This window comes from Enterococcus sp. LX10, from assembly GCF_023539285.1.
Classification (GTDB): Bacteria; Bacillota; Bacilli; order Lactobacillales; family Enterococcaceae; genus Enterococcus; species Enterococcus faecalis.
In genome coordinates this window covers 1,494,035-1,506,902 of record NZ_CP092784.1, presented here as the reverse complement: position 1 = coordinate 1,506,902, position 12,868 = coordinate 1,494,035, and the positions used below count along the sequence as shown (strand labels likewise).

General features: G+C 37.6%; 15 protein-coding genes. 11 read left to right on the top strand and 4 right to left on the bottom strand.

The features are described from left to right. Window positions 1-2 precede the first annotated feature (2 nt). Entirely contained in the window at window positions 3-1,421 is a 1,419-nt protein-coding gene (gene ffh, locus MKZ30_RS07200) for a signal recognition particle protein (protein WP_002360194.1), read from the top strand. 74 nt (window positions 1,422-1,495) lie between these two features. Here the strand turns inward: ffh and MKZ30_RS07195 are convergent, their stop codons facing one another. Together MKZ30_RS07195 and MKZ30_RS07190 are read right to left on the bottom strand one after the other, a co-directional pair. Next, the gene (locus MKZ30_RS07195) at window positions 1,496-2,251 is read right to left on the bottom strand and encodes a MerR family transcriptional regulator (protein ID WP_002377293.1); all 756 of its coding nucleotides are present in this window, start codon (window positions 2,249-2,251) and stop codon (window positions 1,496-1,498) included. 118 nt (window positions 2,252-2,369) lie between these two features. Beyond that, complete coding sequence (locus MKZ30_RS07190; protein ID WP_002357432.1) at window positions 2,370-2,924, bottom strand: NADPH-dependent FMN reductase; 555 nt, start codon at window positions 2,922-2,924, stop codon at window positions 2,370-2,372. Between the two features lie 141 nt (window positions 2,925-3,065). Here MKZ30_RS07190 and MKZ30_RS07185 point away from each other — a divergent pair, with 141 nt between their 5' ends. From MKZ30_RS07185 to MKZ30_RS07145, 9 genes are all read left to right on the top strand, one after another. Beyond that, complete coding sequence (locus tag MKZ30_RS07185) at window positions 3,066-3,869, top strand: GNAT family N-acetyltransferase (RefSeq protein ID WP_002408437.1); 804 nt, start codon at window positions 3,066-3,068, stop codon at window positions 3,867-3,869. A gap of 146 nt (window positions 3,870-4,015) precedes the next feature. Next, complete coding sequence (gene rpsP, locus MKZ30_RS07180; RefSeq protein WP_002357434.1) at window positions 4,016-4,291, top strand: 30S ribosomal protein S16; 276 nt, start codon at window positions 4,016-4,018, stop codon at window positions 4,289-4,291. Between the two features lie 11 nt (window positions 4,292-4,302). Further along, entirely contained in the window at window positions 4,303-4,548 is a 246-nt protein-coding gene (locus tag MKZ30_RS07175; RefSeq protein WP_002357435.1) for a KH domain-containing protein, read from the top strand. A 120-nt stretch (window positions 4,549-4,668) separates the two neighbouring features. After that, window positions 4,669-5,235: a hypothetical protein gene (locus tag MKZ30_RS07170; RefSeq protein ID WP_002357436.1), complete on the top strand. Its 567-nt coding sequence runs from the start codon at window positions 4,669-4,671 to the stop codon at window positions 5,233-5,235. A gap of 214 nt (window positions 5,236-5,449) precedes the next feature. After that, the gene (rnz, locus tag MKZ30_RS07165) at window positions 5,450-6,391 is read left to right on the top strand and encodes a ribonuclease Z (RefSeq protein WP_002360200.1); all 942 of its coding nucleotides are present in this window, start codon (window positions 5,450-5,452) and stop codon (window positions 6,389-6,391) included. Further along, window positions 6,392-7,180 carry an SDR family NAD(P)-dependent oxidoreductase gene (locus MKZ30_RS07160; protein ID WP_002377298.1) on the top strand — a complete coding sequence of 263 codons (789 nt, stop codon included), beginning with the start codon at window positions 6,392-6,394 and terminating at the stop codon, window positions 7,178-7,180. A gap of 16 nt (window positions 7,181-7,196) precedes the next feature. Continuing rightward, on the top strand, window positions 7,197-7,664 hold the full coding sequence (locus MKZ30_RS07155) for a LapA family protein (protein ID WP_002357439.1): 468 nt from the start codon (window positions 7,197-7,199) through the stop codon (window positions 7,662-7,664). Between the two features lie 154 nt (window positions 7,665-7,818). Then, complete coding sequence (recJ, locus tag MKZ30_RS07150) at window positions 7,819-10,131, top strand: single-stranded-DNA-specific exonuclease RecJ (RefSeq protein WP_126300959.1); 2,313 nt, start codon at window positions 7,819-7,821, stop codon at window positions 10,129-10,131. Between the two features lie 2 nt (window positions 10,132-10,133). Continuing rightward, complete coding sequence (locus MKZ30_RS07145; RefSeq protein WP_002357441.1) at window positions 10,134-10,646, top strand: adenine phosphoribosyltransferase; 513 nt, start codon at window positions 10,134-10,136, stop codon at window positions 10,644-10,646. A gap of 105 nt (window positions 10,647-10,751) precedes the next feature. Here MKZ30_RS07145 and MKZ30_RS07140 read toward each other — a convergent pair whose 3' ends face one another. Then, a complete protein-coding gene (locus tag MKZ30_RS07140) occupies window positions 10,752-10,949 on the bottom strand; it encodes a hypothetical protein (RefSeq protein WP_002360203.1) in 198 nt (65 codons plus the stop codon). Window positions 10,950-11,142: 193 nt separating this feature from the next. Then, window positions 11,143-11,796 (bottom strand): PAQR family membrane homeostasis protein TrhA, encoded by a 654-nt coding sequence (gene trhA / locus MKZ30_RS07135; protein WP_002357443.1) that lies wholly within the window; start codon window positions 11,794-11,796, stop codon window positions 11,143-11,145. A gap of 131 nt (window positions 11,797-11,927) precedes the next feature. On the opposite strand from trhA, the gene MKZ30_RS07130 reads away from it, so the two are divergent. Next, on the top strand, window positions 11,928-12,770 hold the full coding sequence (locus MKZ30_RS07130) for a DegV family protein (RefSeq protein WP_002357444.1): 843 nt from the start codon (window positions 11,928-11,930) through the stop codon (window positions 12,768-12,770). Window positions 12,771-12,868: the final 98 nt, after the last annotated feature.

Here is a 12,868-nt window from a genome sequence, read left to right as displayed (position 1 = left end):
CTATGGCTTTTGAGAGTTTAACAAACCGCCTACAACAGGCAATGAGTAAAATCCGTCGTAAGGGAAAAGTTTCCGAAGCCGACGTAAAAGAAATGATGCGAGAAATCCGTTTGGCTTTATTAGAAGCCGACGTTAATTTACAAGTGGTCAAAGATTTCACAAAACGTGTCAGAGAACGGGCAGTAGGAGTCGAAGTATTAGAAAGCTTATCACCCGCCCAACAAATTGTAAAAATTGTTGATGAAGAATTAACGAAAACGTTAGGTTCAGAAACGGTTGAACTGAATAAATCTCCAAAAATCCCGACAGTGATTATGATGACAGGGTTACAAGGGGCTGGTAAAACAACTTTTACTGGTAAATTAGCCAAACACTTAATGAAAACTGAAAACGCTCGTCCGCTTTTAATCGCTGGTGACGTTTATCGTCCAGCAGCGATTGATCAGTTGAAGGTTTTAGGTCAACAATTAGAAGTTCCCGTTTTTGATATGGGAACCGATGCTAATCCAGTGGAAATTGTTCGTCAAGGGTTAGCATTAGCAAAAGAAAAGAAAAATGATTATGTCTTAATTGATACGGCCGGCCGTTTACACATTGACGAAGCTTTAATGGACGAATTGAAACAAATTAAAGAGTTGGCTAATCCCAATGAAATTCTGTTAGTTGTTGATGCGATGACGGGGCAAGATGCTGTCAACGTTGCAGATAGTTTTAATGAACAGCTTGGAATTACTGGGGTTGTTATTACCAAAATGGACGGCGATACTCGTGGGGGGGCTGCGCTGTCAATTCGGGCAGTAACGGGCGCTCCGATTAAATTTGTCGGTTCTGGTGAAAAATTAACCGATTTAGAAATTTTCCATCCCGATCGTATGTCGAGTCGTATCCTAGGTATGGGGGACATGTTGACGCTAATTGAAAAAGCGCAACAAGATTACGATGAGAAAAAAGCAGAAGAACTTGCTCAAAAAATGAAAGAAAACAGTTTTGACTTTAACGATTTCATTGAGCAATTGGATCAAGTTATGGGCATGGGACCGATTGAAGACTTATTAAAAATGATCCCTGGAATGAGTAACATGCCTGGTATTGAAAATGTCAAAGTCGATCCAAAAGATGTGGCACGGAAACGGGCGATGGTTTTATCAATGACCCCTGCAGAACGTGAAAATCCTGATCTATTAAATCCTAGTCGCCGTCGCAGAATTGCAGCTGGTTCAGGAAATAGTGTGGTTGAAGTCAATCGTATGATTAAACAATTTAAAGAATCCAAAAAAATGATGCAACAAATGTCCAAAGGGGATATGAACATTCCTGGTATGGATCAAATGCTAGGTGGCGGTGTTAAAGGCAAGTTAGGTAAAATGGCCATGAATCGTATGATGAAGAAAAACAAAAAAAAGAAAAAGAAAAAAAGATAAACAGGCTTTAGTTAATTATCATAAGAAACAGAAAGTGCGCCATCAGTCTCTTCGACTGATGGCGCACTTTCTGTTTAAGCGTAGTTTTGGATAATTGCGTTTAACGCTTCGGCAAAACCAGCGCCGTGTTGTTCATAATATGACGTAAATCGTTCATCGCCAACATACATAAGGCCTAACCCTTTGTGTGCTTCTGGCGAATAGCTTGACCAAGAGTACATTAACCAATCTTTGTGTAATTGGAAAATTTCTTGCGCAAGTTGGCTAGTCAACTTGGGTGATTTTTGATACATGGCTAACTTAGAAAATAAATCTTTTTCCACGTTCTGCATTGCTTGCATGTCTTTTTCCGTCAAGTTTAAATATTTTTTGTTGGCTTGTTCAATCGTTTCGTTGCCATATTTTTCCCGAATCTCTTTACCATATTTTTCTTCGTTTTCTTGAACTCGTTGTTGTTTGAATGCTTCGAATTTTTGCTGATCTGACATGTTTATCTCTCCTTTGTAATGGTGTAAGGTTTGTTGAACAGAGGCTAAAAGACGATCAATTTCATTGCGCTTTTCCAATAGTTTTTGTTGATGCTCGTATAAAGCCTGTTCAACATTAAAGTCAGGTTGCTCCAAAATTTCTTTAATTTCATCTAGTTTCAGATCCAATTCACGGTAAAAAAGAATTTGTTGCAAACGATTCACCTCGGCTTGCCCGTAAATTCGATAACCAGAAGAATTAATTCTGGCTGGTTGAAGAAGACCAATTTCATCATAATATCGTAACGTCCGTGCACTGACGCCAGATAGTGAAGCCATTTTTTTAATTGTATATTCCATCATTCATTCCTCCTGACAAAATCTATCATAAACCTTTACGTAACGAGAAGGTCAAGCAAAAAAAATAAAAAAAGTGAGACAACCTGTAAAAAGTTGCCTTACTTTTTCTCGATTGATTCAATTAGGCAGTTAAGCGATTAAAGAAATCCACGTAAGCATCTACAATTGATTGTAAGAAGCCAACAGTGCCATCAATAATTTTACCATCTTCACCAATTAAGTTCGTAATACCGCCAATATAGGCTTCAGGTTGTTGTAAAGTTGGAACATTTAAGAAGACTAATGATTGTCTTAAATGATGGTTCGCACCAAATCCGCTAATTGCACCTGGTGAAACACTCACCACAAGTCCGGGTTTTTTATCCCAAACGCTTTCGCCATACGGACGTGAACCGACATCCAATGCATTTTTTAAAACAGCTGGTACTGAACGGTTATATTCTGGTGTTACAAACATCACACCATCTACTTGTTTGACTTCTTCACGGAATGTTGTCCAAGCTTCGGTGGGGGTTCCTTCATCATCCAAATCTTGATTGTATAATTCTAAATCACCAATGTTAATAAAAACAGGTTCGAAATCAGCGGGAAATAAGTCCGCCATTGTTTTTGCTACCAATTTGTTAAATGAATCTTTTCTTAAACTCCCTACAAAAATACCAATTTTTTTTGTCATGTAAATCCCTCCATTTTTCTTTTACTTACTTTATGATAGTACTTTTTCAAAAAAAGCGCAAACGTTTTATCCTTGTACATTGTTGAACTTCGTAACTTCACGTATAATAGCTAGTAAAAGGATGAGTAAAGGAGCAACTGCTTGAATAAAAAAATAAATTGGCGCCGACAATTAACACCGTCGGAGAAACAAACATTGACTGAATTAAGAAACAAGGAAATGATTAAACAAGGAACTTTTTATAAATTGGAACAAACATTTCCTGAGGAATCAGCTTATACTTATTATGGTTTATACAGGAAGGGACAAGCCATTCAAGCGTATATCGTAGGGTATTGTTTTGATGGGGAAACCTTGGAAGCGACGATTGTTGCGCCAAATGTAGGGCCATTTTTTGAAGAACTTGTTCAAGAACTCGAAAAGCAAGCAGCTTTGTGGGGAATGAAAGAAGTCTTTCTCGTGATGGACGACAAGCAATCTGTTGGCCTGAATTATTTTAATAGACAAGGAATTGTGCCAGCTTTTTCAGAACAGTATCTGGTTTTTCAAAGAGAAACTTACTCACAGGAGTTGGCGAAGCTGACACTTCTCCGACCACAAGCGGCTGATTTGCATTCCTTGGCTAGGTTACTAGAAGGTACGCCTTTACCGGAGGACCTTCAACGAACACTTATTTATAAAGAAAACAATCAACTTTTAGCCACGCTACGTTTGGATCATTTTGAAAACGAATGGGGGATTTATGGCTTTGTTGTGACAAAAACGCAACGAGGTCGCGGTCTTGGCCGTCAAGTGTTACAGTCTGCGCTCCGAATGATTTTAGAAAATTCAGCCTCAGCGACTATTTTTTTAGAAGTTGAAACAGAAAATCAAGCAGCGCTTCATCTCTATCAAACAGAAGGCTTTCAAGTGAGAAACCAGTACAACTATTATCAAATTTTGTAAAAATTCTTCATTATTTCGTTTGGTTTCCTGCAAATTGGCTAAAAAAATTGAAAAAAAGTAAAGGTGTCAAGAAAAAACTCTTTACAGGTTGTTGTTAATCTGTTAAACTAACTCTTGTGATTAAGTTAATGGAGGTGTATTTAATAATGGCAGTTAAAATTCGTTTAAAACGTATGGGTTCTAAAAAGAGTCCTTTTTACCGTATTGTAGTAGCTGATTCTCGTTCTCCTCGTGATGGACGTTTCATCGAAACTGTAGGTACTTACAACCCTTTGAAAGACCCTGCAGAAGTAGTTTTAAAAGAAGATTTAGTTTTAGATTGGTTATCTAAAGGTGCGCAACCTTCTGATACAGTTCGTAACATCCTTTCAAAAGAAGGCGTTATGAAAAAACATCATGAAGCTAAAAACGTTAAGAAATAAGGTGATTGAATATGGCAGATGTGAAAGAGTTAATTTTAACTATTGTCCGTCCGTTAGTCAGTCAACCTGAAGCAGTCTCATTAGAAATTGAGGAATCAACTGATTTCCTCGAGTATAATTTGACTGTGGCCAAAGAAGATATTGGACGTATCATTGGTAAACAAGGGCGTGTTGCAAAAGCAATTCGGACAATTGTTTATAGTGTACGTATCGATGGTCCGAAAAAGGTCCGTTTAAATATTCTTGATGGTAAATAAGCAGCAACAAGGAGGTAGCCTAGCTATCTTCTTTTTTTATACATAACCAAAAAGTTTTCATTGCTAGAGACAGACCTTTCTTGCTAAAATAGATGTATCCAGAATAAAGGAGCGATTTGTATGGCAAAACGAATTATCATTATGAACTTTGATATTGAAAGTAAATCGTACCAAGCATTTTCCGAAATAAAAAAGATGCAGGCAGAAAGACAGCTTAAAGGTGAGCAAATGGCGGTTGTTACACATGTTAATGATGGCCAGCATCAATTTAAAATCAATGATTTTATCGATTTTACAGGCAACAATCATACATCAAAAGATAGTATGATTGGGATGTTAGTAGGCATATTAGGTGGTCCTCTGGGCATTCTTTTTGGCTGGTTTGCTGGAAGTATGTATGGTGCAAGCAAAGACGCCAAAGAAATTCAAGAAGCACAAACGGTTTTTGAACATGTGATTCAAAAGATTGATGAAGGACAAACGGGATTATTATTAATTGCAGAAGAAGAAGACAACCGTCCGCTCAACCAATTGGTTATGTTTGACTTAGGTGGCGAAATCACGCGGCTTGATTTAGAGGAAGTCCAACAAGAAATTAACGATGCGAACGAAGTTGCAAATGAAGCGAAACAATCGTGGCAAGCAAAAAAAGAACAACATAAAGAAGCGACATCGAAAGAAGAATAAGGATTAAAGACTGTTTTCTGAATAAAGGGAAACAGTCTTTTAAAATACTAAGAAATCACGGTTTTTTATGGTAGTTTGCTAATTTTTTGTTATTTTATCGTAAAATGCGGTAAACTAAGAAGAAAACTTTGAGAAAATAGATAAATTATTATTTGCTAAAGGAGCAAACTTCTTCTAAAATAAAAAGGAAGTTTAAAAGAAAGTATGGTAGCAGATGGAAATACAATTTTTAGGAACAGGCGCTGGTGTGCCAGCAAAACATCGCAATGTCACAGGTATTGCGTTGAAATTATTAGATGAACGAAATGCAGTTTGGCTCTTCGATTGTGGGGAAGGGACGCAATTGCAAATTTTAAAAAGTAGTATTCGCCCAAGAAAAATTGAAAAGATTTTTATTACACATTTACATGGGGATCATATTTTTGGTTTACCTGGTTTGTTAAGTAGTCGTTCTTTTCAGGGCGGGACAGAACCTTTAGAAATCTATGGACCAGTTGGGATTGCTGATTTTGTTAAAACTTCTTTACGGGTCTCACAATCGCGGTTGTCCTATCCACTGAAATTTATTGAATTAACAAAAGAAAATGACGTTATTTTTAAAGATAAACAATTCACTGTTCGCTGTAATATCTTGGACCATGGCATCACGAGCTTTGGCTATCGAATTGAGGAAGCAGCGCATGAAGGAGAATTACAAGTAGAGAAACTTCAAGCTTTAGGGATTCCTTCTGGGCCATTGTATGGCAAACTCAAACGTGGTGAAACGATCGTTTTTGATGGACAGGAAATTAATGGACAAGCGTTTGTGGGAGAGCGTAAACCTGGTCGAATCGTGACGATTTTAGGAGACACTCGCAAAACTAAAAATAGCGTAACCTTAGCACGACGAGCGGATGTTTTAGTCCATGAAAGTACGTTTAATAAACACGAAGCAAAAATGGCAAAAGCCTACTTCCACTCAACCAGTCAACAAGCAGCTGAAGTTGCAAAAGAAGCGCAAGTAAAACAACTTATCTTAACGCATATTAGTGCCCGTTATTTAACCAAAGAGGCCTATCAGCTTCAAGAAGAAGCCCAAGAAATTTTCCCCAATACAAAAATCGTGAAAGATATGGATATCATTGAGATTCCATTTGCCAATGAAGGAGGAGCTTAGATGGATTTAACAAATAAAGTCGTTGTCGTAACTGGAGGTTCAGCTGGTTTAGGTGAACAAATTTGTTATGAAGCAGCTAAACAAGGGGCGGTCGTCGTTGTCTGTGCCCGCAGAATTAATTTGATTGGTAAAGTTCGCGAGCAGTGTGCCGCTTTAAGCGGACGAGAAGCATTTTCTTATCAATTAGATATTGCCGATCCAGAAAGCGTTGAACGTGTGGTTGAAGCTATTTCAGCAGAAGTTGGTTCTATAGATGTTTTAGTCAATAATGCTGGTTTTGGCTTGTTTGAAAATTTTGTTGAGATTGACTTGGCTGTTGCACGCCAAATGTTTGATGTCAACGTTCTAGGAATGATGACGTTTACTCAAAAAGTAGCTATTAAAATGATTGAAGCTGGGCAAGGACATATTATCAACGTTGCTTCAATGGCTGGGAAGATGGCTACAGCTAAATCAACCGTTTATTCTGCAACGAAATTTGCTGTGTTAGGTTTTTCAAATGCTTTACGTTTAGAATTGAAACCGTTGGGTGTAGCAGTAACGACTGTCAATCCAGGACCAATCCAAACAGAATTCTTTGATAAAGCGGACCCGACAGGCACTTATCTAGCTGCGGTGGATAAAATTGTTTTGGACCCTACGAAATTAGCGAAAGAAGTGGTTGGGAGTATGGGGACTTCTCGACGTGAGATTAATCGTCCGTTTGTCATGGAAGCAGCTGCCCGCTTTTATACATTGTTTCCACATTTAGGAGATTTCATAGCGGGAAATATTTTAAATAAAAAATAAAGGAGTCGATCAAGTCATGAAAAATCAATGGCGTGTTATTTTGGGCCTTGTGTTGGTCTTAATTGTTGTTATTTTTGCTGTTTTAAATAATCAAGCTGTTCCAGTAAACTTTGGTTTTACTAAAATTAGTGGACCGTTAATCTTAATTATTTTAGGTTCTGCAATTATTGGCGCACTAGTTGGGTTACTAACCTCCACAACCACCATTTGGAACCAACGTAAGGAATTAAAAGCTGTACAAAAAGAGTTGGATATTTATAAAAATGATATGGATAAATTAGTCAAAGAAGAAACGGAAAAAGTTCAACGTTCTTTTGATAATCAATTGGCTGATTTGCAAGCCAAACAAGCGGCAGCACCACAAGTCGCAGAACCAGTGGTCAACGAACAAACATCAAACACAGAAGTAGACGCAACGCCTGTGTCAGGTAGTCGTATTGATCGTTATGTGAAACCTCGTGTGAATGAAGAGGAACAAAAATAAGGAAGAGACTTTATCGCTAAGTTTCTTTTAAAATAAAACTGTGATATCTGCTATTTATCTAACAGATATCACAGTTTTTTTCTCAGATTTAAAAAAATGCTTTCTTTAGTTTTTGGAAAAATTTTGCTATAATTACTTGGTTAGGAGTGACGTCGTGAAAAAATCAAACTATCAATGGCAGTTACAGACAAAGACAGAATTACCTGTAGAATTTATAGAACAATTAAAAAAAGAACAAATTAATCCATTAATTGGCCAACTTTTATGGCACCGCAATATCCGGACAGAAGAAGCATTACGTAAGTTTCTACATCCGACTATCGAAGATATTTATGATCCGTTCTTAATGCATGATATGGAGAAAGCGGTAGCCCGCATCCAGCAAGCCGTCGAAGCGGGTGAACAAATCCTTGTCTATGGGGATTATGATGCAGATGGCATCACTAGTACCACGGTTATGAAAGAAGCAATCGAATTAGTCGGTGGCATGGTTCAGTACTTTCTACCGAATCGTTTTGTTCATGGATATGGACCTAATAAAGACGTATTTGCTGAACAAATTGAACAAGGAGTCCAATTAATTGTAACCGTTGATAATGGTGTAGCCGGACATGAAGCAATTAACTACGCTATGGCACAAGGAGTAGATGTAATCGTTACTGACCATCATGAATTGCCTGAACAATTACCAGGAGCCTATGCGATTGTCCACCCTAGACATCCGCAAGGAGACTATCCTTTTGGAGATTTAGCTGGTGTCGGCGTGGCTTTCAAAGTCGCTACTGCGTTACTTGGTGAATTGCCAATTGAGTTATTAGATTTGGTAGCAATTGGGACAATTGCTGACTTGGTTTCATTAACCGATGAAAATAGAACGTTTGTCAAAATGGGCCTGCAAATGATTCAAACTGGTGATCGAATTGGTTTAGACGTTTTACTACAAGAAGCAGGTGTAAAAAAGGAAGCTGTTTCAGAAGAATCAATTGGCTTTACCATTGGACCTCGTTTAAACGCGTTAGGTCGATTAGGGGAAGCCGCACCAGGTGTTGAATTAATGACTACATTTGATGAAGAACAAGCGCTGGAAATCGCTAAATATATTGATCAACAAAACAATGAACGAAAAGACATTGTAACGACGATTGCCAAAGAAGCCCTGGATTTAATCGACCCGAATGCGCCGGTCCATATTTTAGCGAAACAAGGCTGGCATGAAGGTGTCTTAGGGATTGTCGCGGGCCGCATTATGCAAGAAACGGGGAAACCAACCATTATTTTAGCAATAGATGAATCTGGTAAAACCGCAAAAGGCTCTGGACGTAGCATTAGCGCATTGAATCTCTATGAGGCGTTGAACGAAGTGCGTGAGCAATTCACTCATTTTGGTGGGCATCATATGGCAGCGGGAATGACTTTACCTGTTGAAAATATTCCTTTTGTTCAGGAACATTTGGCACACTTTATTGAAAAAAATCAAATTGATATGGCTAATGGACAAGAGTTACTCATTAGTGAGAGCTTAGCGGTTTCGCAGGCAACGACTGCTTTTATTGATCAATTGCGTATTTTGGCGCCTTTTGGGACTGATAATACTGTTCCAACTTTTGTATTTAAGGAAATCACGCCTACGCAAATTCGTCAAATTGGTGCAGATAATGCACATCTCAAATTTCAAATGAATCAAGAAGGGGCACAATTGGATGCAATTGCTTTTCAAATGGGGCCTCAAGCGGATGAACTAGCACAAGGAACCGCCGATGTGGCAGGCCAACTTTCCATCAATGAATGGAATGGTCGTAAGAAACCACAATTAATGGTGACTGATTTTGCTGTATCGGGAAGACAATTATTTGATTTTCGTGGCAAAAATAATCAAACGAAACCAATTCCTTCAGAAGCAACAGCTTATCTTTTGTTTGATGAAAAAAATCAAAAATTCATTTCAGATCCAACCGCTAATATTATTGTTTGGTCAAACCAAGAAGAATTGGTGGAAGTTGTTTCTCAAAATCAAATCGAACAACTGGTTTTTGTCGACTGTCCTGTGGAAGCAATCACGGTTAAAGAAATTGTTGAAGCGACTGAGATACAACGTATATACATGATGTTTATTTCACCAGAAGAAGCTTATTTAAACGGTATTGCTTCACGTGAACAATTTGCAACATTGTATAAATTTATTTTGCAGCAAAAAGAAGTAAATCTACGTTCCCAGCTATCGAAGGTGGCAAATTACTTAAATATCCAAGAAAAATTATTAATTTTCATGATACAGGTGTTTTTTGACTTAGGATTTGTTACAATAGAAAGCGGTGTTTTAAACAGTATTGAGAAACCCGACAATCGACCATTGACTGAAAGTCAAGTGTACCAACAACGATTGAAAAAAATAAAAACAGAAGAATTTCTACTTTACAGTGATTGTCAAACAATACAACAATGGCTGTGGAATGAGGAGGACAAATAAAAATGGATTTAAGAGATTACATTGCAAGCATTCCAGATTATCCTGAGAAAGGGATCGTGTTCCGTGACATTTCTCCATTAATGGCTAATGGGGATGCCTACCGTGAAGCAACGAAACAAATCGTGGATTACGCCAAAGAAAAAAGAATTGATATGGTTGTAGGACCAGAAGCTCGTGGCTTTATTGTCGGCTGTCCAGTGGCTTATGAACTAGGGGTTGGCTTTGCTCCGGTTCGTAAAAAAGGAAAACTTCCTCGTGAAACCATCGAAGTGACTTATGACTTAGAATATGGTTCAGATACATTAACGTTGCACAAAGATGCCATCACACCAGGTCAACGTGTTTTGATTTGTGATGACTTGCTAGCAACTGGTGGTACAATTAAAGCAACCATCGAATTAGTCGAACAATTAGGTGGTATTGTAGTTGGTTGTGCGTTCCTAATTGAATTAATGGATTTACATGGCCGCGATAAAATTGATGGCTACGATATTGTTACCTTAATGGAATACTAATCTAATTTAATTAGAAAGAGCGAAGGATTTAATCCTTCGCTCTTTCTTTGACATATTTATAAAAACGGAGCATAGCTTGGGGGGAACACACCGTTTTATTATTTATTAAGGGAACTTACGATAAACGTATCTTGCTTGCTGTTGTTTACGTGTACGTGTATAACGCTTCTCATCCCATGACATAAACCAAAGAATAAATAACGGCGTCACGATCATAAAAGCAAGACGTAATCCTAATGTTCCCAAAAAAATACCTATAACCAATACAAAAAATAAAAATCCAACACGACGAATTGCTTCCATGTGTATCACCTCTTCATTTGATTCGAACGAGTGTTCGTATTGTTATTATACGAATGTATGTTCGTTTTGTAAAGTCTTTTCTACTAATTTATGTTAAAATAATTCGAAAAGAAGAATAATCCTTTATAATAAAGAGATTTAGGGCAATAAAAGAACACGATGCTTTGAGCATCGTGTTCTTATTGTGCTGTGATTACGTATAAAAGAGAACAGAAAAATACATGAGAATCGCTGCAAGCATGACGAACAAGTGCCAAACCACATGCATAAACCGCACATTTTTCAATGAATAGAAGGCTGCACCTAATGTGTAAGACACACCCCCTGCGACCAATAACGCTGTTCCTGTAAATCCAAGAGATTCATATAACGGACGAGCAGCGATGATACAGAGCCAACCTAAAACAATATAAATAATCGTTGAAATGTTTTTCACTGTTTCTTGTTTATGCAACGTGAGGGATTTATAGACAATACCGACGATGGCGATTAACCAGACTAAACTGAACAAGGTCCAACCTAACCAACCGCCAATACTAATTAAGCAAAACGGCGTATAGCTGCCAGCAATCAATAAGAAAATAGAACTATGATCGAAGACCTGAAAGACCTTTTTGGCTCTTGTAAAAATTAAACTATGAAATAACGTTGAAGATAAAAAAAGTAGAATCAACATGGAGCCATAAATAGCATAAGATACCACGTGAATCGGTGAGCCTAAACGAGCTCCTTTAACAAGTAAAATGACTAAGCCAGCAATACTTAAACCTGCGCCTATGCCATGTGTAACTGCATTTAAGACTTCGTTCACGATTAGGTATTTTTTTGAGAAATGCGTTTTTTCCAATAAATTCACTTCCTTTATTTTAATTTGATGAAAAATTCGGCAGTGTCTGTTATACTATAACTAGATAATTAACCGTTTAATGGTATTCTACCATGAAAACAGGTTCCTTTTAAAGAAAGAGTGATAAATTTATGACAAACGTTAAAATCGTAACGGATTCTTCATGTACGATGGAAAAAAGTCTTAGAGATGAATTAAATATCCATATGATGCCTTTATCAATTATGGTTGATGGCGTTGTTTATCCAGATGATGATCATTTGCCAGGCGAAAAATTTATGGACATGATGGCTAATGCGAAGGCCTTACCAAAAACCAGTCAACCACCAATTGGTGAATTTGTAGAATTATATGATCGCTTAGGTGAAGATGGCAGTGAAGTAATTTCGATTCACATGACAAAAGGCTTAAGTGGAACGGTTGAAGCGGCCCGTCAAGCTAGCAACTTATCATCAAGTAAAGTAACGGTGATTGATAGCGATTTTACAGACCAAGGTTTGTCTTTCCAAGTCATTCAAGCAGCAAAATTGGCACAAGCGGGAGCGGGTGTTCCAGAAATTTTAGCTGAAATTGAACGCGTCAAACAAAATACTAAATTATACATTGGCATTTCAACATTGGATAATTTGGTTAAAGGTGGACGAATCAGCCGTACAACAGGATTATTATCAAACATTTTTAATATGAAAGTTGTCATGGACTTTGAAAATACGGAATTGATTCCTGTAGCGAAAGGCCGCGGCGTTAAAACGTTTAATAAATGGTTTGACGAATTGAAATCAGAATTAAGTAAGATTCCAAATGTTCGACAAATTGGCATTTCTCATGCGGATGGGCTAGAACTAGCAAATGGATTCAAAGAAGGATTACAAGCAATCTTTAAAGACATGGATATTCCCGTATTACATACGAATCCAGTCATTGCAACCCATACAGGAAAAAATGCCTTTGCTATTATGTACTATACAGACTAAGAAATAACGAGGTTGGGTCTCACTCTTAAATGAGTAGACGCAACCTCTTTCTAACAAGAAAAGGAAAATTTCTTGTTAGTTTATTTAAAAGGAAGTGA

What these genes read in the sequence shown, in the direction of transcription:
- MKZ30_RS07170 (WP_002357436.1), top strand. Translation starts at nt 4,669, where the DNA reads ATGGCAAAACGAATTATCATTATGAACTTTGATATTGAAAGTAAATCG.
- ffh (WP_002360194.1), top strand. Translation starts at nt 3, where the DNA reads ATGGCTTTTGAGAGTTTAACAAACCGCCTACAACAGGCAATGAGTAAA.
- MKZ30_RS07160 (WP_002377298.1), top strand. Translation starts at nt 6,392, where the DNA reads ATGGATTTAACAAATAAAGTCGTTGTCGTAACTGGAGGTTCAGCTGGT.
- rpsP (WP_002357434.1), top strand. Translation starts at nt 4,016, where the DNA reads ATGGCAGTTAAAATTCGTTTAAAACGTATGGGTTCTAAAAAGAGTCCT.
- rnz (WP_002360200.1), top strand. Translation starts at nt 5,450, where the DNA reads ATGGAAATACAATTTTTAGGAACAGGCGCTGGTGTGCCAGCAAAACAT.
- MKZ30_RS07175 (WP_002357435.1), top strand. Translation starts at nt 4,303, where the DNA reads ATGGCAGATGTGAAAGAGTTAATTTTAACTATTGTCCGTCCGTTAGTC.
- MKZ30_RS07130 (WP_002357444.1), top strand. Translation starts at nt 11,928, where the DNA reads ATGACAAACGTTAAAATCGTAACGGATTCTTCATGTACGATGGAAAAA.
- MKZ30_RS07190 (WP_002357432.1), bottom strand. Translation starts at nt 2,924, where the DNA reads ATGACAAAAAAAATTGGTATTTTTGTAGGGAGTTTAAGAAAAGATTCA.
- MKZ30_RS07145 (WP_002357441.1), top strand. Translation starts at nt 10,134, where the DNA reads ATGGATTTAAGAGATTACATTGCAAGCATTCCAGATTATCCTGAGAAA.
- MKZ30_RS07140 (WP_002360203.1), bottom strand. Translation starts at nt 10,949, where the DNA reads ATGGAAGCAATTCGTCGTGTTGGATTTTTATTTTTTGTATTGGTTATA.
- MKZ30_RS07195 (WP_002377293.1), bottom strand. Translation starts at nt 2,251, where the DNA reads ATGATGGAATATACAATTAAAAAAATGGCTTCACTATCTGGCGTCAGT.
- MKZ30_RS07155 (WP_002357439.1), top strand. Translation starts at nt 7,197, where the DNA reads ATGAAAAATCAATGGCGTGTTATTTTGGGCCTTGTGTTGGTCTTAATT.